Below are 26,242 nucleotides of genomic sequence, written 5' to 3'. Positions count from 1 at the left end.
ACGTCAGCCGCGCCTCATGCCGACAGCAGGAAATCGGCCTGCGTGATGGTGTTCGCCCCGTTACCGTTCACACCCACCAGCAGGATGCTGTCCAGGCCTTCGAACTCGATCAGCGTGTCGGCACCCAGATCGGTGATGGTCACGTTGGCGGCAAAGTTGCCCGCGTTGATCCCGAGCCCGGAGATGTCGAGCCGGTCCTGTGCGTTGGCCCCGTTCGGACTGGCGTCGAAACCGTTGATCGTGTCGCTGCCGAATCCCGTCACGAACACGAAGATGTCGTTGCCCGCCCCGCCGTCCATGGTGTCGTTGCCATCACCCGCCGTGGCGACGATGGTGTCGTCGCCGGCACCGCCGTTCACCGTGTCGCTGCCCAGCCCGCCCGTGAGGGTGTCGTTGCCCGCTTCGCCGTTGAGGGTGTCATTGCCGGCGCCACCCAGCACGACGTCGTCGCCGCCGCCGGCGTTGATGGTGTCGTTGCCGCCCTGGCCGTCGATGAAGTTCGCGCCGCCGTTGACGACGATGACGTCGTTGCCCTGACTGCCGATGATGTTCTCGACCGTGTTCAGCGTGTCGATGCCGATCTGCGCGCTGATCGCGAGATTGGCGAGGACCGTCGCTCCCGCCGTGGTGGCGGACAGGTCGTAGGTGTCGACGCCCGCTCCACCGACATAGCTGTCGCTGCCGTCGCCGGCGGCCGCGAAGAAGGTGTCGTTGCCGCCGCCGCCGTTCAGCGTGTTGGCACCGGCGCTGCCGGTCATCGAATCGTTGCCGGCACCGCCGGTCGCGTTCTCGATGTTCGCCACCGATTCGAAGCCCGTCGCCGTCCCGGCACCCAGGTTCACCGTGACGGCCGTGGTCGTGGCGCCATAGCTCAGGGTATCGACGCCGCCCTGCAGATCGGCCGTGACCGCCTCGACATTGGCAACGCTGCCGCCCGCAACGGCCGTGATCGCCGTTCCTGCCAGGACGACCGCGAGCGTCTGGCCCAGCGCCGTGCCGTTGATGCTCAGCCTGTCGTTGGTGCCGGCTCCGCCATCGATGGCGTCCGCGCCATCGCCGACGACGTAGTGGAAGGTGTCGTCCCCCTCGTTGCCGTTGAGCGTGTCGTTGCCCGCGCCGCCGGTGAGCGTGTCGTTGCCGGTGCCGCCGGTCACGACGTCGTTTCCGCCTCCGGCGTTGATGGTGTCGTTGCCGCCCTGGCCGTCGATCACGTTCACGCCGCCATTGACGTTGATGTTGTCGTCACCCTGGCTGCCGATGAAGTTCTCGATCGAGGAGAGCGCGTCGGTGCCGGTCTGGGCGCCCGTTGCGGTCGTGACGGTGACCGTCACCCCCGCGGTGATCGCGGACAGGTCCAGGGTATCGGTGCCGCCACTGCCGACATAGCTGTCGTTGCCATCGTTCAGCGTCGCGATGAAGGTGTCGTTGCCGCCGCCGCCGTTGAGGGTGTTGGCCAGGGCATTGCCCGTGAGCGTGTCGGCACCGGCGCCGGTCGTCACGTTCTCGATGCCGGCGATCGACGTGAAGCCCGAGGCAGTTCCTGCCGACAGGTTCACCGTGATTGCCGCTGCGCTGGTGTAGGTCAGCGTGTCGACACCGGCCTGCAAATTGGCCGTGACGGATTCGACGTTGCTCACCGTGCCGCCGGCGACTGCCGTGAGTGACGCGCCGTCGTAGCTGACTGCCAGCGTTTCGGCCGCGGCCGTTCCGATGACGTTCAGTGTGTCCAGCCCTGCGCCGCCGTCGACGGTGTCGGTGCCGCCTCCGATGGTGTAGTTGATGGTGTCGTTGCCCGCGCCGCCGGCGATGCTGTCGGCACCCGTTCCGCCATCGATGATGTCGTCCTCTCCAAGGCCGTTGATCGCGTCCGCACCACCGCCACCGAAGATCACGTCCTGGCCTTCGGTGCCCGTGAGAACCTGGGCCGCGTTGTTGGCGGGGATGTTGTCGCCCGTCACCACGGTCGTGGCCGAGCTCAGCGTCTCGAGCGTGCCGCCGTTGTCCGTGAAGCTCACCGTCAGGCGCAGTTCGCGATTGACCTGCCCGGCGCCCGGCGTGAAGGTCTGCTGGGTCGCTCCCGCGATCGCCGTGAACCCGCCTGCGCCGCCGCCGACACCCGTGTTGACGGCTTGCTCCCATTGGAAGCTGAAGACCGAGCCCGCCAGGCCATCGGCGTCGGTGATGCCGAGGGTCGAGGCCGTCAGGAGCTGGCCTTCGGTCGGTGTGGTGTCGCTGATGGTGGGCTGGCCGGTCGCCGCGGTATTGCCGGCGCCAACCGGGCCGGTCGCGGCGGAGTACACGTTCTCCAGCACGTCGTTGGCGTCCCTGTAGACCGCCCGCACGCGCAGCGCGAGGCCGAGCTCGAAGACCCGCGGCGCATAGGTGGCCCCGGTGGCCCGCGCGACTTCACCGCCGGCGTTCTCGATCAGGATGTCTTCGAAGATGCCGGGGCGAACCTCGGCCTGCCAGAAGTAGGCAATGGGCCCGGTGATCGCTCCGTCGGGGTTGGTGCCGCTGACATTGTCAGGATCGGTCACGCCCAGTGCCGATGCGGTGAGCAGCTGGCCGACGGCCGGCGTGGTGTCGCTGATCGTCAGCAGTCCTTCCGGATCGAAGTTGAAACCTTCTTCCGCAATGAACGCCGCGCCATCGGAGAACTGCAGGCGCTCGATGTTGCGCACCACGTCGATGCCGTCGGCGCCGGCCACGCCGTCCACCACATGGCTGATGCGCCAGACATCGTTTTCGAGGAAGGTGATCTCGTAGTTGCCGAAGACGTCCGAGAAGACGGCCGTGTCGAAGTCCGGCGCATCCGATATCAGGATCTCGCGGGCAATGGTGAGTTGACCCGGGTTGTAGGTGCCGTCGAAGACGCGCCCCTGCAGCTCGAGGTCGGTCATGGTGTCATAGCTCGCGATCTCGGCGCCCGTTCCGTCGGCGTTCTCCCGCACGCTGATGCGCACGTTCAGCCAGGCATCGCCGTCGATGATGTCGTTGCCGCCGCGGCCCTCCAGCAGGTCGCTGCCGCCGCCGCCCAGGATGATGTTGCCGGCGAACGAAGTCACCGGTCCGTCCATCTCCATGCCGACACCGAGCACCTGGTCCAGGAGCTCCTGCAGGCCGTCGATGAGTTCGATGTGGGTCAGCACGCTGCCGGTGGTGCCCGACAGCGCCATCGCGGCCGCATCGTTGTCGTCGCCGCGCAGGACGTCGGCATGCGCCGAGCCCGACATGCCCTCGACCGACGTGAACCGCGCCAGCACGGTCGCGTTCGAGATCGGCACGGGCGTTTCGTCGAAGGCACGAAGGAACAGGTCGGCCGTGACGCCGAAGGCGTCGTCCTTGAACCCGGCCCAGTCGAAGCCGGAGCCGCCTTCGTAGCGGTCCACCTGGCCGCCGTTGCCGAACATGATGTCGTCGCCGCCTTCGCCGTCCATCCGGTCGGAGATCGAGTTGCCGATGAAGACGTCGTGGCCCACCACCTGGTCGCGGGCGAAGGCGTCGAAGTTCTCGCCGGCGCTGCCGTCGGCCATGCCTTTCTCGATCCAGTCGTCGCCTTCGTTGCCGAACACGAACTCGTTGCCGCGGGCGCCGAGGATGAAGTCGTTGCCCGTGCCGCCGAACGCCTCGGACGGGTCTTCGCCGGTGACGATGAAGTCGTTGCCGTGGCCGCCCAGGATCAGGTTGATGCCGTTGCCGCCGTGGATGGCGTCGTTGCCGTCGCCGCCCTGCATGTTGTCGTCGCCACCCAGGTCCGTCATGATGTCGTCGCCGGCCCCGCCGAAGACGAAGTCGTTGCCGTCCCCGCCTTCGAGCCGGTCATTGCCGGCGTCGCCCCAGAGCGTGTCGTCGCCGATGCTGGAAATGATGGTGTCGTTGCCTGCGGTACCGCCCAGAACGACGTGGTCCTCACCGCTGTACTGCAGGTAGTTCGGATCGGCCGCTTCGGTGCCGGGGTTGTTGCGCAGCACCAGTGGCGTCAGGCTGCCTTCGGCCGTCGGATCGTCGCGCCCGTCGAGCCCCAGGCCCGTGAACTGCCGGGACGGGTCCACCTCCAGCGTGAACCCCGGCGTCGTGAAGATGTCGCCGGGCAGGTGCTCGACATCGGTGTTGGCCATCACCAGCCGGGCGAAGGAGTTGTTCTCTAGCTCGGTGAGGAAGTTCAGGCCCTGCGTGCGCTCCAGGTAGTAGAAGCGGTCGCCGTCCTGCAGCTTCTCCATCTGCTCCTCGAAGACGAAATTGAAGGTCGAGCCCAGCAGGCCGCCGAACGGCATCTGCTTTTCGGCCAGGCCGCCGATCCACAGGTCGATGTCGTCGACGCCGGTGGTCGTGATGCCGGCTTCGTCCGCGTAGGCGTTGCGTCCGTACAGGAAGTCGAGCCGGTCCTCCGGCGCACCGATGCCGCCGTAGACCAGTGCCACCGCCGCCGCGCGCTTCTCGATCAGGGTGTCGGCGGCGGCCAGGCTGGCGTGCACGCCGTAGGCCGCAATGAAGTTGACCACCGAGGCCTCATGCTTGATGTGCTGCATGAAGTCGACCCAGTTCGCGTAGGGCTTGAGCTGGCTGTCGCCGGTCACGCTGTAGAAGTCGCGCCGCGCGGCGTTGAGTGTCGGCACGCCGGTGTCGCGCCCGCGCACGATGTTGATCGTCGCCAGGTCGAGCGGCAGGCCGAGCAGGTTGTTGCGCAGGGCCTCGGTCACGAACTCGTCGATCTCGTTGCCCTGTTGCCGCGTGAGGCCGCGCGCGAGCGCGCCGGCCGCTTCATCCGCCGTGATGCCGCTGGCGGCGAACGCGAGCGGATTGAGGAAGGCCTCGATCAGCCCGAGCTGCTGGGTGGGGTCGGCCGTGCCGCCGATCACGTTGAAGTCGACGTCGAAGCGGTCCACCGTCTCCGTCAGCATCGAGTGGCCGAAGCGGTACACCGTGTGGGCGAACTCGGCGACGATCGACGGATCGATCTCGGTGTCGTAGACCTGGGTGGCGGCAAAGAAGATGTCGATCTGCGGCTGCACCTTGCGCGCGAACTCTTCGAACACCAGGTGCTGGTACTGCATCTCGGTGCCGAAGCGGGCCGCCTGGAACAGGCGCTCGCCGTCCCACGAGCCATCGGGCAGGTGCCATTCGGCAATGAAGGCCGCGTCGCCCGACGCCATGATCACCGCCTTGGTGTGTTCGACCAGCCGGTTGTGCTCGGCGTGGAACACATGGTGAATGCTGGTCAGCGCGATGTTTTCGTTCACCCGGCCGTCGCCGGCGATGTAGTGCGCGTCGAGCAGTTCGTCGTCGTAGAAGCCCGCGGCCGGTGTGCCGCCGATCTGGTCGTCGGCATCGGCCGTCAGCGCGACGCCCTGGCTGTTCACCGGGTTGGCGGTGTGGGCGATGTCGGCCAGGAACACGTGGCCCGTGCGCACGGCCAGGCTTGCATCGATCGGCGCGCCCGGCGAGCCCGAGGCCAGCGTGCCGCCGGCCTGCAGCACGATCTGCGCGAAGCCGGTCACCGGGTCGGGAATGAAGTTGCCGTACTCGTCGGCCGCCAGCAGCGGCAGGTTGAGCGCGTCGGCATTGTCCAGCGCGATGCCCAGCAGGTCGCGCGCCTGCGCCTTGACCACCGCCCAGGTGGCCATGCCGCCCAGCTCGATGTCGTCGGCCGTGCCGAAGAGGCCGTCGGCACCGAGGTCGCGGTTGGTGATCAGCCGCCCGGTGGCGACCGGCTTGCCGTCGGCGTTGAGCTCATAGGCGCGCAGGAAGACCTGGTGCGACGGGTGCGACGTGTAGGTCTGGTTCTGGTCGATGAACGGCGTCGTGAGGTTCGTGGCCTCGTGCGTGGTGTCGTCCGCGGTGCCCATGACGCCGTCGGCGCCGGGTCCGGCAACCTGGGTGGCGCGCGTCAGCACCAGGAAGTTGCTGTTGCTGCCCGACACATAGAGCGGATCGTCGGGCTGCAGCGGGACGAAGATGGTGCCGTTGCCGCCCTTGGCCACGAGGTCCAGGCCGTGGTCGAAGAACTGGCCGAAGAAGGTCATGAAGGCGTTGAACGGCGCCGACAGGCCCTCGTCCGGCGCGGTGTTCGGAATGACCAGCAGGGTGCCGACGGGAATCGCCACGCCGTCCAGGTCGTACAGCACACCGTCCACCAGCGTGCCCAGGCCCGCGTCGACGAACGCGCTCACCGCCGCCGGGTTGTTGCTCGTCATGTCGACGATCAGGTTGCTGATGATGCGCGGGTCGGCGTCCACCACATTGCCGCTGGGGCCGTAGTCCGTGTTGGTGAGCGTGCCCCCCGGGCCGAGGTTGATGCTGTCACCGTCCTGGTCGTTGCGGAACACCGGATCGACCAGGCGCGGGAACACCTGGTCCGCCGCGCCAAAGCCGGACTGGCCCTGCACCAGGTTGTTGTAGGAGCCGTCCACCGTGCGCAGACCGAGCGGCGCGCGCGCGTTGTCCAGGATGTCGGTCAGCGCCTCGCCGTTCGCGTGTCGCTCCGAGATCTTGATCTGCTCCAGGATGAACTGCAGGTCGGACTGCAGGAAGCGCACGCCCGCGCTGTCGACCAGCGCGGAGGAGGGCGGGGGCGCCGGCGGCACGACGGCCGCCACGCCGGTGACCGCCGCGGTGGGCGCGGAGTACACGGTTTCCAGCACGCCGTCGGCATCGCGGTAGACGGCCCGCACCCGGATGGCCAGGCCGTCGAAGGGCGCGGTGACCCGGAAGGTCGTGCCGTTCACCGTGGCGGGCTGGCCGCCGCCCAGGTCGATGATGTCGCGGAACACGCCCGGCGCGCGCACCGGGTCGGCCTCGTACTGCCATGTGTAGCTGATCGGCCCGGTGACCGTGCCGCCAGGGTTGTCCGCATCGGTGAGGGCGGCCGACACGCTCAGGAGCTGGTTGATCTGCGGCGTGTCGTCGCTGATCGTGACCGAGCCGCCCGGTGCGTTGTTGCTGCCGGACAGCAGCTGGACGGTGTCGGAGAACTGCAGCCGCTCGATGTTGCGCAGGATGTCGGTGCCGTCGGTGCCGACGTTGTCGGTGACGGTGGTGCGGCCGTCGGCGCCGGTGGTGACGGTGTAGTTGGCGCGCAGCCCGGAGAACATCGCGGTGTCGTAGTCGGCGCTGTCGGACATCAGGATCTCGCGCACGATGCTGAGCTGGCCCGGGTTGATCTCGCCCGAGAGCATGCGCGGCACCAGCTCCTTCAGGCTGTCGACGCTGGTGAGGCCGGGCACGCCCGAGACGGCGATGCGCACGTTGAGCCAGGCGTCGCCGTCGATGATGTCGTTGCCGCCGCGGCCCTCGATGAGGTCGCTGCCGTCGCCGCCCAGGATGATGTTGCCCTCGCCGAACGAGGTCATGCCCGCGGGCAAGAGGCCTTGCAGGCCGTCGATCAGCGCGATGTTGGCGAGCACGCTGCCGGTCCAGCCCGCCTGCAGGATCTCGACGGCGTCGGCGTCGTCGCCGCGCAGGAAGTCGGCGAAAGCCGATCCCGACAAGCCTTCGGTGAAGGCGAAGCGGTCCATCATCGCGGCGTTCGAGTTGACCACCGGGGGCACCACGAAGTCGTTGACGATCATGTCGGCGGTCACGCCGTACTTGTCGAACTTGTAGCTGGCCCAGTCGAAGCCGGAGCCGCCGTCGAAGTGGTCTTCGCCGTCGGAGCCGGTGAAGATGTCGTCGCCGCCTTCGCCGATCAGCTCGTCGAAACCGCCGCCGGAGATCAGGACGTCGTTGCCGATGACGCTGTCTTGCACGAGCGGGTCGAAGCTGTCGCCCGTGGTGCCGTCCTGGGTTCCCAGCTCGATCCAGTCGTGCCCCTCGTTGCCGAATGTCGGCAGGTTGCCCTTGCTGCCCAGGACGAAGTCGTTGCCCTGGCCGGCGAAGACTTCGGAAACGTCCTCGCCGGTGATGATGAAGTCGCTGCCGTCCCCGCCGATGATGAGGTTCGCGCCGTTGCCGCCGTGGATGACGTCGTTGCCCTCGTTGCCCTTGAGCACGTCGTCGCCGCCGCGGTCCGTGATGATGTCGTCGCCCGCGCCGCCCTCGACCTGGTCGTTGCCGTCGCCGGACTCGATGCGGTCGTTGCCGCCATCGCCGTAGATGGTGTCGTCGCCGATGCTGGCGATCAGGGTGTCGTTGCCGGCGGTGCCGCCGAGCACCACATGCTCGTCGCCCGTGTAGCGCAGGTAGGTGGTCTCCACGGCCGCGGTCGTGGGATCGTCACGGATCACCAGCGGGGTGAGTTCGGTGCCGCCCTCGGTCGGGTCGCCGTGACCGTCCACGCCGATGCCGGTGAACTGGCGCAGCGGGTCGACTTCGAGGATCAGGCCCGGGGTCGAGAAGATGTCGGCCGGCAGGTGCGTGGCGTCGGTGTTGAGCATCACCAGCTTGGCGAAGGTGTTGTTCTCCAGTTCGGTGAGGAAGTTGAGGCCGGCCAGACGGGAGAGGTAGTAGAAGCGGTCGCCGTTCTGCAGCGCCTCCATCTGCGACTCGAAGACGAAGTTGAAGGTCGAGCCCAGCAGGCCGCCGAAGGGCATCTGCTCTTCGGCCAGGCCGCCGATCCACAGGTCGATGTCGTCCACGCCCGTGGTGGTGACACCGCCGACCATCGCGTAGATGCCCGTGCTGTTCAGGAAGGCGAGCCTGTCTGCTTCGTCTGCAACGAAGCTGCGCTCCGCGGCCGTGCCGGCGTTGAGAACCACGGTGCCGCCGAAGACGAGTGCGGCCGCCACGGCCCGCTTCTCGGCCATCGTGTCGACGTCCGCGGCGGTCAGCGCGCCATGCGTGCCGTACGCCGCAATGAAGTTGATGACGGAGGCTTCATGCTTGAGGTGCTGCGTGAGGTCGACCCAGCTCGTATAGGGCTTGAGCTGCGGGTCCGCGGTCGAGGTGTAGAACTCCCGGCGCGCTTCGTTGAGCGTGGGAATGCCGGTGTCCCGGCCGCGTGCGATGTTGATGGCGGCGAGGTCCAGCGGCAGGCCCAGGAGCTGGTTGCGCACCGCGTCGGTGACGAACTCGTCGATCTCGTTGCCCACCTGCCGGGTCATGCCGCGCACGATGGCGCCGGCCGCCTGCTCCGGCGTCAGTGCGCCGTCGTTGTTGAACCCGATCGGGTTGAGGAAGGCATCGACCAGCGCGAGATCGCTCGACAGGAAATTGGGGTCCAGCCGGTCCACGGTCTCGGTCAGCATCGTGTGGCCGACGCGGAAGACCGCGTGTGCGAACTCGGCGACGATCGCCGGATTGATCGTCGTCTGGTAGTTGGTTTCGGCCAGGAACTCGTCGACGGCCGGCTGCATCTTGCGCGCGAACTCTTCGAACACCAGGTGCTGGTACTGCATCTCCGTCGCGAAGCGCGCGGCCTGGAAGATGCGCTCGCCGTTCCATGAGCCGTCGGGCAGCTGCCATGAGGCGATGAACGCAGCGTCGCCGGTGGCCAGGACGGTGGCCTTGATCTCTTCGGCCTGCCGGTTGTGCTCGGAGTGGAAGACGTGGTGGACGGAGGTCAGGGCGATGTTCTCGTTGCCGCGGCCGTCGCCGGTGATGAAGTGACGGTCCAGCAGCTCGTTGTCATAGGTGCCGGGTTCCGAGAGGCCGACGGCCGAGTCGCTGTCGGGCGCCAGCACGCCGCCCACGAACACGGGCGCCGCGGCATGCGCGATGTCGTTCAGGAAAGCATGGCCGGTGCGAACGCCCACGCTGGCGTCGAGGGGCGCGCCGGGCGTGCCCGAGGCGAGCCCGTTGCCGTCCGGGTCCAGCGGCCCGCCGACGTCGGCGGCTCGCAGCACGATCTGCGCGAAGCCGGTCACGGGATCGGGAATGAACTTGCCGAACTGGTCCGTCGCCAGGAGGGGCAGGTCCAGCACGTCGGCGTCGTCGAGCTGGATGCCGAGCATCAGCGCCTGCGCCTTGACCTGGGCCCAGTTGGCAAGGCCGCCGTCGGTGCCATCGAGAAGGCTGCCCGTGGCCACCGGACGGCCGTTGGCGTCGAGCACGTACTCGCGCAGGAACACCTGGTGCGAGGGATGCGAGGTGTAGGTCTGGTTCTGGTCGACGAAGGGCGTCGTCTGGTTGGTCTGGTCGCCGTTCGCATCGCGCGTGGCGCGCGACAGGATCATGAAATTGGGGGCGCCGGGGGTCGTATCGAACAAGGGGTCGTCCGGCTGCAGCGGCATGAAGATCATCTCGGTGCTGCTCTTGTTGACCAGGTCGAGTCCGTGGTCGAAGAACTGGCCGAAGAAGGTGAACCATGAATTGAAGGGCGCCGAGAGGCCTTCGTCGGGCGTGGCGTTCGGAATCTCCAGCAGCGTGCCGGGGGGAATGACGACGCCCTGGAGGTCGTACAGGACGCCGGCTGCGTCGAGCGTTCCGAGGCCCGCGGCCACGAAGGCGCTCACCGCCGCGGGGTTGTTGCTGGTCATGTCGGCGACCAGGTTGCTGATCAGCCGCGGGTCGGCATCGACCACGTTCCCGGCGCTGCCGTAGTCCGTGTTGGTGATCCCTGCGAAGGCGTCGTCCTGCTCGTTGCTGTAGGTCTGCGGCACCAGCTGCGGAAACGGGTTGTCTGCGGCACCGAACTCGCTCTGGCCCGGCATCAGGTTGTTGTACGACCCGTCGACCGTCCTGAGGCCGAAGGGCGCAAAGGCGTTCGGGACCAGGCTCGCGGGGTCCGCTCCCGCTGCTTGTGCTTCCGCAATGAGAATTTGTTGAAGAATGAATTCGAGATCGGACCTGATCAGCGTGGCCATTTCTATTCTCCTCAAGACGAACGACTTTCAATGCAGCCCCGGTCCCGCCTACATGGCGAAAAGGCTCATGTAGCGTGGCTCAGGAGTGACCGCGCGCCTGGAATTGCCAGCCGCGGGTTTTTCGAGGAAGTGATGCAGCGCGCGACCCGGTGGCGGTCACGCCTGGGGAGCGACTAGGGTCGTCGTCGGCCGCTCAGGCACCGCAGCGGGGCGGTGCAGCAAATATCCATTGCGCGATGCCGGTCAGGCGCGATGCCGGCATGGAGATGAAGCCCGCATTTCATGCGGACCTTGATTCGACACTTGTTCATGCGATACCCCCACCATGGATCCTGTCAAAAAGAATCTAGGTCGGCGCGCCGAAAGTCGTTGCCGCTTGTAAGCGGACGGCAACCGGTGGTCGATTGGTTGTCTTCGAAAACGAAGGTGCTAATTATGAGAGGCCATCTTCAGGAATGCAACTTTCTCACATACAAATTAACTGACGAGAACCTGACTACGCGCGCCAGAGCCAAAAAAAAACAGCGACCGCGGCGACACCGGCCGAAATCAGGGCGATGAGCGCCATTTCGGCATGGCCGCCATTGCTTTTTTGGGACGCCGCAGCGAAAGCGGGAGGGCGTTCATTGCCGTGTGGCGGGCTCGCGAAGGGGCTGTAGACGGCGGAGCCGGGGCGCTCCGGGTCACCGCTTCCTGTTGTGGCCGCCGGATCGTCGGGAGAGGCCGTCACCACGGCCGCGTCGTTTGCGACTTCGCCGTCCGCAACGCCGCCATCCGGGTTCTCGTGCGCCGCAACGGCGGCCGACGTCGCTTCCGTCGCGATCGCCAGGTCGGCGTACATGACCTGCGTGGCCCAGGCCGCGACAAGCATGGCCTGGACGAAGGGCCGCTTGTCGAGCGCGCGGCGAGGGCGCGATCCGGCGGCGAAGGGGCAATCGATCGGGGCCATGGGGTCGCTGCCCTTCAGATCAGGCCCGTGTGAACGGCGAAGTTCACCGCTTGGGCGCGCGAATGCACATGCAGCTTCTTGTAGATGCTCTTGATGTGCACATTGACGGTCTGGCCCGTGATGCCGAGCTTGGCGCCGATCTCCGCGGAGACGTAACCCGAGGCCACGCAACGCAGGACCTCGCTCTCTCGCGGCGTCAGTGTCATGTCGCGCGACGGCGGCCTCGGCGGCGTCGGCGCCTTGTCGGCGACGGGCTCGCGGGGGTGGTAGTCCAGGCGGTGCAGCAGGCGCCGCGTGAGTCGGGGCGTGATCGCCGCCCCGCCGTTCACCACGTGCAGCACGGCATCGGCGAAGCTCTGCAACCAGGCGTTCTTCAGGAGGTACCCCATGGCACCCAGTTCGAAGGCGCGCAGCACGTGGGCGTCGTCCTCGAGCGAAGAGATCACGATGACCTCGCTGCTGCGGTGCAGGCGGCGTGCCTCGGTGATCAGCTCGAAGCCCATCTCGTCGCCCAGCTGCAGCTCGAGCATCAGCACGTCGAAGGTGTGCGTGGTCAGCAGCCGGCGTCCCTCGCGAACACTGTCGGCCTGGCCTTCGAGCTGGATGCGCAGGTCCGACAGCAGCTCCTGGGCGATCACCCGGCGCATGTACTCGTCGTCGTCGACGAGCAGCACGCGCACCGGCGATTTTTCCTGGCCGATCAGGAAGTCCGGCCACAGCCTCGCGGCGGGCGCGCAGACGCCGACGGAGGCCTTCTCGCCAGAGCTGATGAGCCTGTGATCAAGCATGTGCGTGCCCCGGTTGGCGTGAGCGACGCAGGCCGGTCGTTGCGAGCGTGGGCGAGGAGACGCAAAGGTCGTCCGTCGAGCGCTCCGGGGCCACTTTCCCCATCGGCGGCAAAGCAGTTTGGGGTTTCATACATTTTCAAGAGAAAAATGGAAAGCAAGTGCCGAATTGGATTTTTTCTGCGAGTTTTAATTGAAATTCAATTCAGCCCGAGGCTTGCGCAATCCTATGAACTTGACGGGGCGGTTGCGCGGGTCTTTTGCTCCTGTTTGTGGAAAGACATGAGTGTTTCAAAATGGAACTACCTGAACCATGACGTTCGATATACCTAATTTCTATGTTTTTGAGGCGGATCGTGAAAAACGACGCATTGTTCGCCAAGTGAGCAATGCTGGTTGAAAAGTGGAATTGGCTTATTTATGCATGGAAATTTTGAAAAGAATCAAATTAATCAAACATGAAATTCATTTTTAAATGGGTATTTGGTGTTCGGTGAAATAAAATATTCAAAAAACCAATTGAAACCGTGGAAATAATTTGATTATTGAAATTCCAATGATATTTGAATTGAATGAAATCTTCTATTAACCAAATTGTCTGTTATTCAGTTTTTATTTTGTGAGATTATTTTCTCGCTTGATCATGATTTTTTCAATTCAATTGAAATTCAATTTCTTTGAGGTGGCACGAAATACGGTGCCGAATCTTTTCCTCCTCTGCCAGTGCGGTGCGCTCCCGCACGCCAGCTGATCGCAGCAGGCGGGGATCGGAAAAGCGGGGAAATGGCGGGTCCCGGAGGGGCATGCCGACGCTGAGCGGCCCGCAGTGGGCGTCCCGAAGGACGGGGGCGGGCAGGGCGCTGTCAGTGCGCCATGGCGTCGAGGTGGTGCTTGACGGCGTAGATGTAGAGCTCGAGCCGGTTCGTCACGCCGAGCTTCTGGTAGATCGACGTGAGGTGGTTGCGCAGCGTGTGTTCGGTGACGAAGGCCTGCCCGGCCAGCGTCTTGTTGGAGGCGCCGCTGCCGTGCACCACGGTGCGGACGATGTCGCGCTCCTTCTGGGTCAGGCTGGCCTGCCTGGCGGACTCGGGGTCGGCTTTCGGCGGCTTCTTCACCGAGGTGAGTTCCGAGAGCACGCGGCCCATGGTCGGGGCGTCGACGCAGAGTTCGCCGTGGTGCACGCGTTCGATCGCATCGAGCACCTGCTCGGCCGAGGCGTCCTTGCGCATCACGCCGCGCGCGCCGCGCAGCACCGCGAGGTCCAGGGTGCGCTGCTCGCGTTCGCCGGTCAGCACGACCACGCGCGAGACCTCGTTCGACAGCAGCTGCGGCAGGATGTCGAGGGCGCAATGACCGTCCAGGTCGAGGTCGAGCACGATGACGTCGGGGGCCAGGCTCTGCGTGTGCGCCACGGCCTCTTCGCAGCAGCTGGCGGTGGCGACGACCTTCATGCGCGGCTGTTCGCCGTCGATCAGCCGGGACAGGCCCCACAGCATGGTCTGGTGATCGTCCACCAGCAGGACGCCGATGGGATGGGCTTCGGTTTGCATGAGGAGACTCCTCGGACTGTTGTCGTGCTTTGGGGGCTCAGATGGGGATTTCGATCAGCACCTCGGTGCCGCCGCCGCGGCACCGGCTGACCTGCGCGCGGCCTCCGAGCGCCGCCGCGCGGTCGCTGAGGGAGCGTGGCCGGAAGGGCGCGAAGTTCTCTTCGCCGCTTTCGTTCTCGATGCGCAGGTGCAGGCAGCCATTGCGGCAGCCGATGCGCACGCTGCCGCGGCGGGCCTGCGTGTGCTTGCAGATGTTGTTCAGGCCTTCGCCCACCATCTGCAGGACCTCCGCGGTCATGCGGTCGTCAAGACGCACGTGGCCTTCGACGTTCACCGAAATCTCGATGCCGTAGAGCCCCTGGATGCGGGCGGCCTGGCTGTACAGCTGATGCAGCACGAGGCCGCACGAACTTTCCGGGCCGGCCTTGACCGCGCCCGCGAAGCGCCGCAGGTCGGCGATCACGCCGCTCGCCACCTCGGCGAGCTTGTCCAGGTCCTCGAGCAGCGGGTTGTCCGCGGCGGCCTTCTTGCGCAGGGCGCACAGGCCCATGCGCAGCCCGATGTAGGGCTGCACGGCGGTGTCGTGCAGGTCCAGCGAGATCTTCAGGCGCTCGGTCGCGGCCGCTTCCGAGGCCATGCGGTCGAGCACTTCGATGGTCTCGATGACCGGGAAGATCTGTTCCATGAGGTGCGCGAGGAACAGCGCGTCGGACTTGCTGAAGTGGCCGTTGCGCGACGAGATGAACACGCGCCCCTCGCCCAAGCGCAGCGGCAGCGCGGCGCTGATGAACGCGCGGGCCTCGAGCATGGCGGCCACCGCGGCACTGCGCTTGGCGCCGTCGCGGCCCTCGGGGCGCCAGCCGATCGCGCCGGGGCCGTGCATGTGGCTGCGCGCAAAGAAGTGGTTCAGGGGCCAGGGCAGGCGGTTGCTCAGCACGGTGTGCGGATGCTCCAGCGCCATCAGCGGCGACTCGGCGATGCCGCCGAGCGTCTCGACACCGACGTGCTCGCAGGTGTCGTCCTTGCGCAGCGTGCGCAGGGTCCAGTTGCCGGTGGCGGTGTCCCGCGTCATGAGGATGCAATGGCTGGCCTTGAAGAAGGCCAGCGTCTTTTCCATCGTGCGGGCGATGGTGCGGCCCGCGCCGAAGCGCGGGTTCGACAGCTGGCTGATGTCGCCCAAGAGGGCCAGGCGCCGCTGCAGGGTGAGCTTGGAGCCGCCCCAGTGCACGATCATGTGCCCCAGCGCCAGCAGGAAGGTCGTGCGCATCAGCAGCTGCGGCGCGTCGTCGCCCGTGCTCGTGCCGAGCCCGCAGGCAGCGAACGACGCGACCGAGACAATCGTCACGCGGGCGCCTTCCTCGAAGCCCCAGCGGAACGAGGAGGTCAGGATGGCGAAGAAATAGAACAGGAAGAACAGGCTGTGCACGCCGCCCGTCACGAAGACGATCAGCGTGAACCACATCACGTCAGACCAGTGGACCGCCTTGCCCTGGACATGGCGCCAGCCGCCCTGTGTGCAGGCGTGCACCAGCACGCTGTGCAGGAGGTATCCGCAAAAGGCCAGCCAGACCGCGCTGGCCACCGGTTGCCGTGCGGGCCCCGCATCGACCGCCATGGCCAGCACCGCCGAGATCGACAGCACCAGCCGCATGCGGGCGGCCATGAGCGCATCCGTCGACAGGCTGCTGTCGAGGCTCGGGGCGGAGACGGGGGCGCGCATGGCAGGACATCCTTCGCATGAACTGTTTCATGCACGGCAGAGGCCGAAGTTCGGTGGTAACAGCCTGGCGTTCATTTCTTCTTGCAAATGACGTGGTGTATGTGAAGGTTTCACATTACTGCTTTGGTACTCGAAGGGAAACTCGTGGGTGATCTGTGACGTCTGTTTCACATGGTTGCATTTGTGTAGTGGGCAGGCTTTTTTCATCGCCGTACGAGGGGCTTCCTTTCGGGCGGGGAGCGCCGCATCGCAAACGGGTACCCGGTTCATGGAGGTTCAGGGCAAGGGGGCGCGAGGGGCGGTGTTCGTGCGCGCCGGGCGCACCGATCCCCGGCGTGCCAGGGCGGGCGCGCCGTGCGATCCGGAGCTGGATTCAGCCCCGCCGTGGCACCAGCGCCGTCCGTCCCAGGGGCGTGACGCGCAGGACGGTGGCTTGGCGCAGCTTCTGCCGTGCGCGGCAGATCGGGGGGAGGGTGGCCTCCACCATGCCGGCGGCTTCGAGGACCGCCACGGAGTTGATCTCCGACGGGTCCTCGGTGTGCAGGGGAAAGGTCGAGTTGCCGATCCTGCGCAGGTAATCGAGCGGCATCACGCTCCATTGGGGGCGTTCTTCATGCACCGAGGCGCCGTTGCCGCAAAGCGTGGCGATCTCCGCGTGCCCTTCCTCCGTGATGGCGAAGACCTGGGCGCTTTCGTACCGCTGGTAGCCGAAGTTGTCGACGTGGAACTCGGCTTCGATGAGTCCGGTGGCGACCAGCACCGAGGCATGCCGGATGTCCGCGTCCGCCGTGAGCATGACCGGAAAACGCTTGTTCATGAGGCGAAGAAGAAGGACGAGCGGCATGCGGTACTCCTCGCAGTGTCAGCGCTGCCGGCTGGTCCGGCGACGAACAGGCACCCGATGCGCAGCCCCGCACAGGGAGGCATCCGTCAGGCGTGGGCCTGCGATGCCAACGGGGAGCAACGGTCGCACTGAACTCGCGGGAACAGACACGGAAGCCACCAATGTAAGAAATGTGATTTTTTCACTTTAGTCCCTTTTTCGTACTTTCGCCATGGATTTGGAGATAGATGGCCGAAGGTGTTATCTGGCCCGCGTGCACGCAGGCCGACGCCCGCCCCGCTGCGACGGTGTCGAACTGGAACTGAAGAAGTGCGAAAGCCCGGCGTCGCCTGCCACCGGAAGGGGCGGGGCGCTGGGCCGCCGCTTCAGGTCACGGGTTGAAAGTCACCCGCTGGGCGATGAGAACGCCGTCGACCACCCGGTCTCCCACGACGGCCACGCGCTGGCCGTTGGCCAGGTTCGCGGCGGTGCCGTTCTCGAACGTGGTACCCGGCCCGCTGGCGTCCACCGGCTGGCCCTGGACCCGGAAACGGGCCGCAGACTGGTAGCCGCCGATGGCGCCGATGAGCGTGAACGAGGCCGGCCCGCCCGTGCCCGGCACATGGCGGATGCGCAGCTTCTTGACGACCAGCACCCCGCTGGACATGAAGCCGTCGACCTCGACCTTCACGCCGTTGCCGAGCGCACCGACGGGGCCGCCCGTGATCTGCGCGTTGGTGGCGTCCACCGGCGTGCCCAGCACCTTGAAGGCGCCGCGCGAGACGAAATCGGTGATGTCCCCCGCCAGTTGCAGTGCGATGCCGTTGCTCGTCGGTATCGCGTACCAGCCCTGCACCTGGGTCGCCGTGAACGCGTTGCCGACCGGCGCGGCCGTGCCGCGGGCGCGCACGATGACGCCGTTGGCCAGCGACGAGGCGTCGATGCCCGCGAAGCTGGCGCCGCCATAGCTGACCGTCAGCTGGCCGAGCGTGAAGGTCTGGCTCGTCACATTGAGGTTCTGGATGGCGCCCGTGACCAGCGGGGCGGTCAGCGTGGGTGCGGTCAGCACGCGGGTGGCGCGCAGCGTGCCCGGCGCGCCGGGCAGGCCCCACACCTGGACGAGGCTGCCGTCGGCCACGTTGGCAAGCCCGTTCGCGTCGGCCCAGACCGTGGCCGCGTCGATGGTCACGTTGATGCCCATGACGACGAAGCTGCCGGCACCCACGTCGATGCGCGAGACGGCGCCGCGCAGTTCGGCCGCCGACACGACCTGCGTCGCGATGCCGCGGGTGAAGTCGGGGTCGACCTTGCCGGCGACCCGCGCGCTCATGCCGATCTGGAGTTCGGTGGCGTCCTCGACGGTGATGGTGGCCGTGTCCGTGGTGTAGCGCAGGCCGTTCAGGATGATGCTGCCCAGGCCGTCCGCGGCGCCGATGCCGGCGGCGTCCGCAGTCACGCCGGTGCCGCCCGAGCCGACACCGGAGCCGTCGGTGTTGCCGTTGCTGGCGGTGTCGCCGGAGCCGCCCGTGCCGGCGTTGCCCGAGCCGGACCCGGTCCCATCCCCGCCTGTGCCCGTGCCCGCGCCGCCCGGGCTGTCACCGCCGATCGCGGTGCCGGTGCCCAGGCCCAGGTTCCCGGTCGAGGCACCACCGCCGCCTCCGCAGGACATCAACAGGGCCATGAGGCCGGCGCAGAACAGGCCCAGCAGGAGGCGGCGGGGTGTTTGGATCGTGCTCATGAGGGGCGCTCGCTTTCAGAGGACGCGGGCGGGGGCGGCGTGCCCTCGTCCTCGTAGTAGGTGTAGATGCCGACACGGATTCGTCCTTCGGCGCGGGCCGGCGCGCGGCTGACCGCCTGTGCCATTTCCTGCGCGAGCTCGTGGTGCAGGGCGGACCAGCGGTCGCGCACCAGGCGGTGGATCTGTTCGCAATCGTTCAGCGACAGCCCGCGCGCGTACACCGCGCGCTCGAGCATGCGGGGCTGCTCGCCCAGCGTGTTGGCGACGGCCGCCAGCAGGTGGTCCCGGCCGTTGTCGCCCAGGAAAGCCAGCATCGATTGAAGGTCCTGCACGGGCACGAAACCGTCGGCGGTGAGTTCGGCCATGCCCTCGTTTTCGGTCACCATGTTCAGCCGGATCAGCTCGTCGAGGATGGTGCGGTGGTGGACGTTGCCGCGGCTGCTCAGGCGGGCGACCGCCTCGAACGAGGGCGCCGTGTGGCCCGAGGTGACGGGCAGGCGCCGGAACGAAGCGTCTTCGGTCAGCATCTGCAGCCACAGCGTGAACGTCTTGGCTGCGGCCGACAGTTCGGTGTGGGGCAGGGGGTCGACGGTGGAGCGGACCTTGGCGGTCACGGCCTTGCGGTTCAGGCCGGTGGTGACCGACAACTGGCTCAGGTTGGGCTTGGGAACGCCCTGGCTGCGCCAGGAGTGCTGCGCCTCCTCGATCAGCAGGTCACGCAGCAACTCCTCCAGGTGGGGGTGCTTGACCCCCATCGCGAGGGCGAGCTTCACCACGGGTCGAAGGATGCGTGAGCAGGCCGCCAGGGCCCATTCCAGCCGTTGTTCCATGACGCGACGTGTGTAGTCCTGAAAGTGCGATGCCGACAGGATCGGAGGCGGCGCCCCGACCACCATCAACGCCCCATTGTCCTGCGCACCGCGCTGCAGTGAAAGCTTTGGACTGCGGTTTGACGGCCAGTGAGCCAAAGTTTCATGTTCAGGCGCGGGGCGACCGTCCGGCCGGTGCTGCCAAGGCCGATCGGCCGACGGGCCGGCCAGGTTGCCTATGTCGCCCTGCAGCGTGCCCGCCGCAGGGCGCGCGCGGCCTGGACGACACCCAGGGTCGGCCCTTTCCCACATGCGGGCCCCGCGCCGGAGGCGACAAAGACACCTCTGTTTCTTTGCATGTCTCAAGGAGCCGAGATGGCCAATGCGAACCCCCGAAAGAACGACGCGGCCGGCACGACCGCCGTCACGCACCGCACGGTGCAGATCGATGGCGTCGAGGTCTTCTATCGCGCGGCCGGTCCGGTGGGGGCCCCGGTGCTGCTGTTGCTGCACGGCTATCCGTGTTCTTCGTTCCAGTACCGCGCGCTGATGCCGGCGCTGGCGGACCGCTGGCGCGTGGTGGCGCCCGATTTCCCGGGCTTCGGCTACAGCGGCACGCCCGAGGAGAACTTCGTGTTCGATTTCGATGGCTACGCGTACTTCCTCGACCGCTTCACCGCCGCCCTCGCGCTGCGCCGCTACGCGCTGTACCTGCACGACTACGGTTCGCAGATCGGCCTGCGCCATGCAATGCGGCGGGCCGGGCGGGTGACGGCGCTGATCATCCAGAACGGCGACATCTACGAAGACACGCTGGGGCCGAAGTACGCGGCGATCCGGGCGTACTGGAACGACCCGAGCGAGGCCCATCTCGCGGTGCTGGAGCGCGCCGTGAGCGAAGAAGGCTTTCGCGACGAGTTCATCGGCGAGGTGTCGTCGCGCGTGGCCCCGCGGCTCGCGCCCGATCTCTGGCGCCTTCACTGGCCGTTGATGGACACGCCCGCGCGGCGCGGCATTGCGCTCGGTCTCATGAAGGGGCTGAAGGACAACCTGCGGTGGTTTCCGCGCTACCAGGACTACCTGCGCACGTACCGCCCGCCCACGCTGATCCTGTGGGGGCCGCAGGACGGCTACATGCCGATCGAGGCCGGCCGTGCCTACCTGCGCGACTTGCCCGACGCCCAGTTCCACGCGTTCGACGACGGGGGCCACTGGCTGCTCGAGACGCACCTGGCCGAGGTGCTGCCGCCGCTGCGCGATTTCCTGGGGCGGCACCTGCCGGCGCCAGCGTCTGCATCCACCCGGACGATCGAAGGCGTGCCGGTATGAGCGTCGCCACCATCGCGCGCATCTGGCGCGGCCGCGTCACGCCCGATCGCGCGGAGGCCTACGAACGCTACCTGCTGGCTGAAGGCATTCCGCCGTTGCGCAAGACGGCGCTCGCGGTGCAGCTGTTCCGGGAAGACCGCGCCACCGAGACCGAGTTCGTCACGACCTCCTACTGGCCCGACGTGGCCGCGATGAGCGCGTTCACCGGCGGCGACCCGAATGGGGTGCACCACCTGCCGCGCGATGCGGAGTTTCTGATCGAGCTGCCCGAGCGTGTCGAGGTGCTGCGCATCGTCGTCGACACGTGGACCTGAAGCGTCAGGCTGCTGCCGAAGCCGCTTCGAGCCCCGTCGGAAAGTGCACGCCCGCGCGCTGCGCGGCCTGCACGATGTGCTGCGTCATCGCCTGCTGCGCCAGCGCCGGGTTGCCTTGCGCGAGCGCTTCGATGATCGCCATGTGCTCGTCGTAGGTGGCATGGCGCGCACCGCGCTTGTAGAAGGGCAGGCGCTGGCTCTCCTGCATCACCTCGGCGCTGTTGCGCAGGATCTCGGCGATGGCCTGGTTGCCTGCGATGCCGATGATCTGCATGTGGAAGTCGAAATCGAGCTGCGTGGCCTGCGTGAAGTCGCCGGCGTCGATGCATGCGCGCATGGCTTGCGCATTGGCGCGCAGCGCCGCCAGGTCGTCCGCTTCGATGACCAGGCAGGCCAGCCGCGCGGTGAAGTTCTCGACCGCGAAGCGCAGCTGGTACACGTCCTGCAGCGAATGCGAGGTGGCGAACTTCCAGGCCGGGGAGGCGGTCGGCGCCTGTTGTCCGCCGTCCTCGGCCACGTACATGCCCTTGCCGGGGCGCGGAATGACCAGGCCCGTGCCCTGCAGCGTCGACAGCGCTTCGCGCAGCGAGGTGCGGCTGATGCCGAGCTGCTCGGCCAGGTCGCGCTGCGAAGGCAGCAGCCCGCCGGCCGCGTAGGTGCCGTCCGCGATCCGCTGCTGGATCAGGCGGGCGGCGGTGGCGGCGACGGCGGGGGAGGCGAGCATGGGTGGTTTTCGGTGCGAAGTGCGGCAGTGGCGGGAGCTGGAAATCTTACTGTGGCCGCACCCCGGGGCCTTCCCTACTTGTTGACCAGCTTGGCCGGCACCGTCCAGGTGAGGAAGGCGCCGAACAGCAGCACGCCGGCCAGCACGAACAACGCGATGTCGGTGCTCTTCGTGGCGTCCTTGATCAGGCCGATCATGTACGGGCTCACGAAGCCGGCCAGGTTGGCGAAGGAGTTGATGAGCGCAATGCCGGCTGCTGCGCCCGCGCTCGACAGGACGGCTGTCGGCAGGCTCCAGAACAGCGGCGACGTCGCCAGGCTGCCGCCCGCGGCCAGGGCCAATGCGGCCAGCGAGAGGTACACGTTGTTGCTGAAGATCGCGCTCAGCGTGAGGCCCAGCGCGCCGCAGCAGAAGGGCACGATCAGGTGCCAGCGGCGCTCGCGCATGCGGTCGGAGCTGCGGCTCACCAGCAGCATCGAGACGATGGCCACGGCGAAGGGAATGGCTGTGAGCAGCCCGATGTTCAGCGCGCCCGACACGCCCGACTGGCGTACCAGCGTGGGCAGCCAGAAGGTCAGGCCGTACTGCCCCATCACCGTGCAAAAGCAGATCAGCGCCATCTTCACGATGCGGCGGTCGGCGAACAGCGCGCGCAGCGTCATGTGGCTGGTGCCGCCCTTGGTGGCGTTCTCGGCGGCGATGTTGCGTGCGAGCACGGCCTTTTCTTCGGCGGTGAGCCAGCGTGCGGCCTGGATGCTGTTGTCGAGGTACACGATGACCAGCAGGCCGATCACCAGCGAGGGCAGCGCCTCGATGAGGAACAGCCACTGCCAGCCGCGCAGCCCGCCCATGCCGTGCATGGCGTCCATGATCAGCCCCGACAGCGGTCCGCCCAGCACGCCCGACACCGGAATCGCGCACATGAACACCGCCACCATCTTGGCGCGCCGGTGCGAGGGAAACCAGTAGGTAAGGTACAGGATCATCCCCGGGTAGAAGCCGGCCTCGGCCGCCCCGAGCAGGAAGCGCAGCACGTAGAACTGCGTGGGCGTGGTCACGAACATCATCGCGGCCGAGATCAGGCTCCACGTGATCATGATGCGCGAGATGGTGGCCTTGGCGCCGATGCGGTGCATCAGCAGGTTGCTCGGCACCTCGAAGAAGAAGTAGCCGATGAAGAACAGGCCCGCGCCCAGCCCGTACATGGCTTCGCTGAACTGCAGGTCGCTGAGCATGTTCAGCTTGGCGAAGCCGACATTCACGCGGTCCAGGTAGGCGGCCACGTAGCAGAGCATCAGGAACGGCATGAGTCGCCATGCCACTTTCTTGTAGAGCGCGTTCTCCGCTGCAGCAGAGGTGGTGGCCGGCTGCAGCGGCGCATGAAGGGTGGTGGTTGACATGGCGGTCCTCGAAGGCGTCGATGGGGGTGGATTAACTGGTATTACCGGTATGATTTAACGCGACCGAGACCTTAAGGCCTCATGCGCCATTGGACACTAGCGATTTCCCTGACGCCGGGAGATTGACTGAGTGGATGTATCGCAAGGATACTGGTAATACCAGTTGGACCAAAAGCCGAGGAGTTTCTGTTGACGATTGCCAGCCCCACTTTCCTGCCCCCGGCGCCGGGCACGCCCGCGGCGCTCGCGCTCGTTGCGCAGCCGCTGACGCGCGAGGCGTTCGCCGCGTTCGGTGACGTCATCGAGAGCGCGCACGCCCGGTCGATGCCGATCAACGCGGGCATGACCACGCGCTTTCACGACCTGGCGCGCGTGGACCCGGGCCCCGGCGACAGCCGCGTGCTGGTGAACATCTTCGAAACGCAGCCCTACGCGATGCCGCTGCAGGTGGGCATGCTGGAGCGCCACCCGCTGGGCAGCCAGGCCTTCGTGCCGATGGACGGCAGCCGCTTTCTCGTGGTGGTGGCGCCGGCGGGCGACACGGTGCGCGTGGAAGACATCCGCGCCTTCGTCACCGACGGGCGCAGGGCGTGAACTACGCGCGCGGGGTCTGGCACCACCCGCTGGTGGTCACGCAGCAGCCGGCCAGCTTCGTGGTGATCGACCGCGGCGGGGCCGGGCCGAACTGCGACGAGATTCTGGTGCCGATGGCGTGCGTGGTGCGCGTCAGCCTGGCGGGCTGAGCGCGCGCCATCCCTGCGGCCATCGCCCGGCGGCTGCGCCAGCGTCGACGGGTACCGCGACGCCGACTTGCGGCCATTGGCGAAAGAGGCCTACACCGCCGGGAGCGCCCTGGTGAAACCTTCGGGCATGGGTGAACGCCATGCGCAATCCAACGAAATCGATGTTTGCCGGAAGCCTCGCCATCGGGGTCTTGGGCGTCGCGGCGCTCGTCGCCGGGCCGGCTGCTGCGCAGTCGGCCGACAAGTCGCCGCCACCGCCGGTCAAGCCGCAAGCGCAACCCGGCCCCGACCCCGAACTCCTCGTGAAGCCGCCGCCCCATGGCCATCCGCGGCTGGTGAAGCCCGCGCCGCCCGACCGCGACCCCGGCATGGTGAAAAAGCCACCGACGGACGCGAAGCGGGCCGGCGAGGACAAGCCCCGCGTGGACGACCCCGGTGCGCCCTCGCGCCAGGACGACTGCCGGGGCACCGCCGAGGACTGCAGGCAGAACTCCCCCCGATGACGCCTTGAACGGAAGAACACGCCTCGCCATGTAATGGTCGAGTCGCCGGGCTACCTGCGCAAGACCTGCGACCGCGAGAGCGGGTTGGCGCTCATCGACATCGACGCCTGAGCGGTGCGGCCGGGCGTCAGCCCTGCGTGATGAGGTGGCTTACTGGCACTGGAACAGCACGCCGGATTCGGCCGGTGCCTTGCCGAGCCACTTCGGCTCCTGGCTCTTGGCGCTGCAGTAGTCCGAGGCCTGGGTGTAGGTCATGGCACGCAGCACACCGTCGCGGAAGGGAACGATCTGGTTGGGCGGCGTCGAGCAGCCGGCAATGACCAAAGCCAGGGGAAACAGTGTGATGCGCCAGTTCATCGGGCCATTCTAAAGAGGTCGTGCAAGCGCATGAGCCTGCGGCCAGGGCAGGGCGGGTCGGCCCGCGCCGGCTTCTTTTTGCGAGGGCACGGGGCTATAGTCTGCGAGCACTGCTGCAGCCCCTTCCGATCCCCAAAGGACGTTCGTGCCGGACTCTCTGACTTCCACGCTCACCAGTTACTACGATGCGGTGCCCTACGACTCGCACCCGTTCCCCCAGTCCGCCGTGGAGCACCTGGAAGCCCTGGCCTTCCTGTTCGGACTCGAGGCGCCGCCGCCGCACAAGGCGCGCGTGCTCGAGCTGGGCTGCGCCGCCGGCGGCAACCTGATTCCCTTCGCGACGCGCCATCCGCAGGCGCGCGCGGTGGGCGTGGACCTGTCGCGCGTGCAGGTGGCCCAGGGCGCTGCGGCGCTCGACCACGCGGGGCTGTCGAACATCGAGCTCAAGGCCTTCAACATCGCCGACATCGACGCCTCGTTCGGCCTCTTCGACTACATCGTCTGCCACGGCGTCTACAGCTGGGTGCCGGGGCCGGTGCAGGACGCCATCCTGCGCGTGTGCGCCGAGAACCTGGCGCCCAATGGCGTGGTGTACGTGAGCTACAACGTGTACCCCGGCTGGAAGGCGCGCGAGATCGTGCGCGACGCGATGATCCTGCGCGGCGGCCCGCGCGACACGCCCGAAGAAAAGCTCTCCTACGCGCGCGGCATGCTCGAGTTCCTCGAGCAGTCGGCCCGGCCCGACAGCGTGCTGCGCAAGACGCTCGAAGAGACGATGCCGATCGTGCGCAACTCCGGCAACTACTACCTGCTGCACGAGTTCCTCGAGCCCTGCAACGAGCCCTGCTATTTCAAGGAGTTCGTCGCGCGTGCCGAGGCGCGCGGGCTGGCCTACCTGTGCGACGCCGAGCCCTCGACCATGTTCGTGCAGAACTACGGCGAGAAGGTGCGCGACCCGCTGCTGCGCGAGTGCGGCGGCAGCCAGGTGATGATGGAGCAGTACCTCGACTTCCTGGTCAACCGCACCTTCCGCCAGACGCTGCTGGTGAAGCAGGGCAACGCCGCGAACATCCGCTACCGGCTCGAGGTTCCCCGCCTGCGCGCGCTGGAATTCGCCGGCATCTTCCGCGTCGATGGCGGTGATGCGCTCACCATCGACGCCCGCGAGCAGCCCTGCACCGCGCTGCGCGACCTGAAGGTCACGTTGCGGCTGCCGGCGCACAAGGCGGTGGCGCAGGCGCTCGACGCGAGCTATCCGTGTTCGATGTCGACCGAAGCGCTGCTGGCCGCTGTCGTGACGCTCACCGGCGAGCCGCGCGCGGCCGTCGAACCCATCGTGCTGGCCATGCTCGAGGAGCTGCTGATCCTCGGCGCGCTGCGCATCCGCCGCACGCCGGTGTCGGCGGCTTCTGCCGTGTCCGCGTTGCCGCAGGTGCTGGCGCCGGTGCGCCGCGCGCTGGCCGGCGTGCCCGCGTCGCAAGCGACGGCCGTGCTCTGCAACCAGTGGCACGAGCCGGTGTCGCTCACGGTGCTCGAACGCAGCCTGCTGCCGCTGCTCGACGGGGCGCACACGCACGAGGCGCTGGCCGCCTTCCTGCTCGACGAGGTGCGCGCCGAACGCCTGCGCTTCCTCAAGGACGACCAGCCGCTGACCGACCCGTCGGCGCTGCACGCCTTCGCGCAGGAGCAGGTGGCGCAGGCGCTGCAAAGCCTGCGGCGCAAGGCGCTGCTCACGGCCTGACGACCCACTTTCCATTCA

General features: G+C 67.2%; 15 protein-coding genes and 1 pseudogene. 5 read left to right on the top strand and 11 right to left on the bottom strand.

Features of this window, described 5'->3' with window-relative positions; all coding sequences use genetic code 11:
* Positions 1 to 14 precede the first annotated feature (14 nt).
* From ACAM52_RS17785 to ACAM52_RS17750, 8 genes are all read right to left on the bottom strand, one after another.
* Positions 15 to 10,739 carry a peroxidase family protein gene (locus ACAM52_RS17785; RefSeq protein ID WP_369644152.1) on the bottom strand — a complete coding sequence of 3,575 codons (10,725 nt, stop codon included), beginning with the start codon at positions 10,737 to 10,739 and terminating at the stop codon, positions 15 to 17.
* A gap of 496 nt (positions 10,740 to 11,235) precedes the next feature.
* Positions 11,236 to 11,688, bottom strand: a complete 453-nt coding sequence (locus ACAM52_RS17780) for a hypothetical protein (protein ID WP_369644151.1) — start codon at positions 11,686 to 11,688, stop codon at positions 11,236 to 11,238.
* Between the two features lie 14 nt (positions 11,689 to 11,702).
* Positions 11,703 to 12,476, bottom strand: a complete 774-nt coding sequence (locus ACAM52_RS17775; RefSeq protein WP_070059819.1) for a response regulator transcription factor — start codon at positions 12,474 to 12,476, stop codon at positions 11,703 to 11,705.
* An 860-nt stretch (positions 12,477 to 13,336) separates the two neighbouring features.
* Positions 13,337 to 14,023, bottom strand: a complete 687-nt coding sequence (locus ACAM52_RS17770; RefSeq protein ID WP_354347821.1) for a response regulator transcription factor — start codon at positions 14,021 to 14,023, stop codon at positions 13,337 to 13,339.
* 37 nt (positions 14,024 to 14,060) lie between these two features.
* Positions 14,061 to 15,743, bottom strand: a complete 1,683-nt coding sequence (locus tag ACAM52_RS17765; RefSeq protein ID WP_369644150.1) for a sensor histidine kinase — start codon at positions 15,741 to 15,743, stop codon at positions 14,061 to 14,063.
* A gap of 373 nt (positions 15,744 to 16,116) precedes the next feature.
* On the bottom strand, positions 16,117 to 16,587 hold the full coding sequence (locus ACAM52_RS17760; RefSeq protein ID WP_083259040.1) for a hypothetical protein: 471 nt from the start codon (positions 16,585 to 16,587) through the stop codon (positions 16,117 to 16,119).
* A 370-nt stretch (positions 16,588 to 16,957) separates the two neighbouring features.
* Positions 16,958 to 18,304, bottom strand: a complete 1,347-nt coding sequence (locus tag ACAM52_RS17755; RefSeq protein ID WP_369644149.1) for a DUF5666 domain-containing protein — start codon at positions 18,302 to 18,304, stop codon at positions 16,958 to 16,960.
* The gene (locus ACAM52_RS17750) at positions 18,301 to 19,134 is read right to left on the bottom strand and encodes a DUF6502 family protein (protein ID WP_095950009.1); all 834 of its coding nucleotides are present in this window, start codon (positions 19,132 to 19,134) and stop codon (positions 18,301 to 18,303) included. The genes ACAM52_RS17755 and ACAM52_RS17750 overlap by 4 nt, the downstream gene beginning before the upstream one ends.
* Before the next feature lie 354 nt (positions 19,135 to 19,488).
* Here ACAM52_RS17750 and ACAM52_RS17745 point away from each other — a divergent pair, with 354 nt between their 5' ends.
* Positions 19,489 to 20,442, top strand: a complete 954-nt coding sequence (locus ACAM52_RS17745; protein ID WP_369644148.1) for an alpha/beta fold hydrolase — start codon at positions 19,489 to 19,491, stop codon at positions 20,440 to 20,442.
* Positions 20,439 to 20,756 carry an antibiotic biosynthesis monooxygenase gene (locus ACAM52_RS17740; RefSeq protein ID WP_095744461.1) on the top strand — a complete coding sequence of 106 codons (318 nt, stop codon included), beginning with the start codon at positions 20,439 to 20,441 and terminating at the stop codon, positions 20,754 to 20,756. Before ACAM52_RS17745 ends, ACAM52_RS17740 begins: the two co-directional genes overlap by 4 nt.
* Positions 20,757 to 20,760: 4 nt before the next feature.
* Here ACAM52_RS17740 and ACAM52_RS17735 read toward each other — a convergent pair whose 3' ends face one another.
* Positions 20,761 to 21,480, bottom strand: coding sequence for a FadR/GntR family transcriptional regulator (locus ACAM52_RS17735; RefSeq protein WP_369644147.1), 720 nt, complete (start codon positions 21,478 to 21,480; stop codon positions 20,761 to 20,763).
* Positions 21,481 to 21,554: 74 nt separating this feature from the next.
* Complete coding sequence (locus ACAM52_RS17730) at positions 21,555 to 22,880, bottom strand: MFS transporter (protein ID WP_369644146.1); 1,326 nt, start codon at positions 22,878 to 22,880, stop codon at positions 21,555 to 21,557.
* A gap of 213 nt (positions 22,881 to 23,093) precedes the next feature.
* Between ACAM52_RS17730 and ACAM52_RS17725 the strand changes: the two are divergent.
* Positions 23,094 to 23,623: pseudogene (locus ACAM52_RS17725) on the top strand (ureidoglycolate lyase).
* 140 nt (positions 23,624 to 23,763) lie between these two features.
* Positions 23,764 to 24,126: a hypothetical protein gene (locus tag ACAM52_RS17720; RefSeq protein WP_369644145.1), complete on the top strand. Its 363-nt coding sequence runs from the start codon at positions 23,764 to 23,766 to the stop codon at positions 24,124 to 24,126.
* 150 nt (positions 24,127 to 24,276) lie between these two features.
* On the opposite strand, the gene ACAM52_RS17715 is transcribed toward ACAM52_RS17720, so the two are convergent.
* On the bottom strand, positions 24,277 to 24,483 hold the full coding sequence (locus tag ACAM52_RS17715; RefSeq protein WP_062470893.1) for a hypothetical protein: 207 nt from the start codon (positions 24,481 to 24,483) through the stop codon (positions 24,277 to 24,279).
* Between the two features lie 145 nt (positions 24,484 to 24,628).
* Here ACAM52_RS17715 and ACAM52_RS17710 point away from each other — a divergent pair, with 145 nt between their 5' ends.
* Positions 24,629 to 26,224: a methyltransferase regulatory domain-containing protein gene (locus ACAM52_RS17710; RefSeq protein WP_369644144.1), complete on the top strand. Its 1,596-nt coding sequence runs from the start codon at positions 24,629 to 24,631 to the stop codon at positions 26,222 to 26,224.
* Positions 26,225 to 26,242: the final 18 nt, after the last annotated feature.

This window comes from Variovorax sp. V118, from assembly GCF_041154445.1.
Classification (GTDB): Bacteria; Pseudomonadota; Gammaproteobacteria; order Burkholderiales; family Burkholderiaceae_C; genus Variovorax; species Variovorax boronicumulans.
The sequence above is the reverse complement of the archived record's forward strand: the minus strand, read 5'-3'. Positions and strand labels throughout refer to the sequence as shown.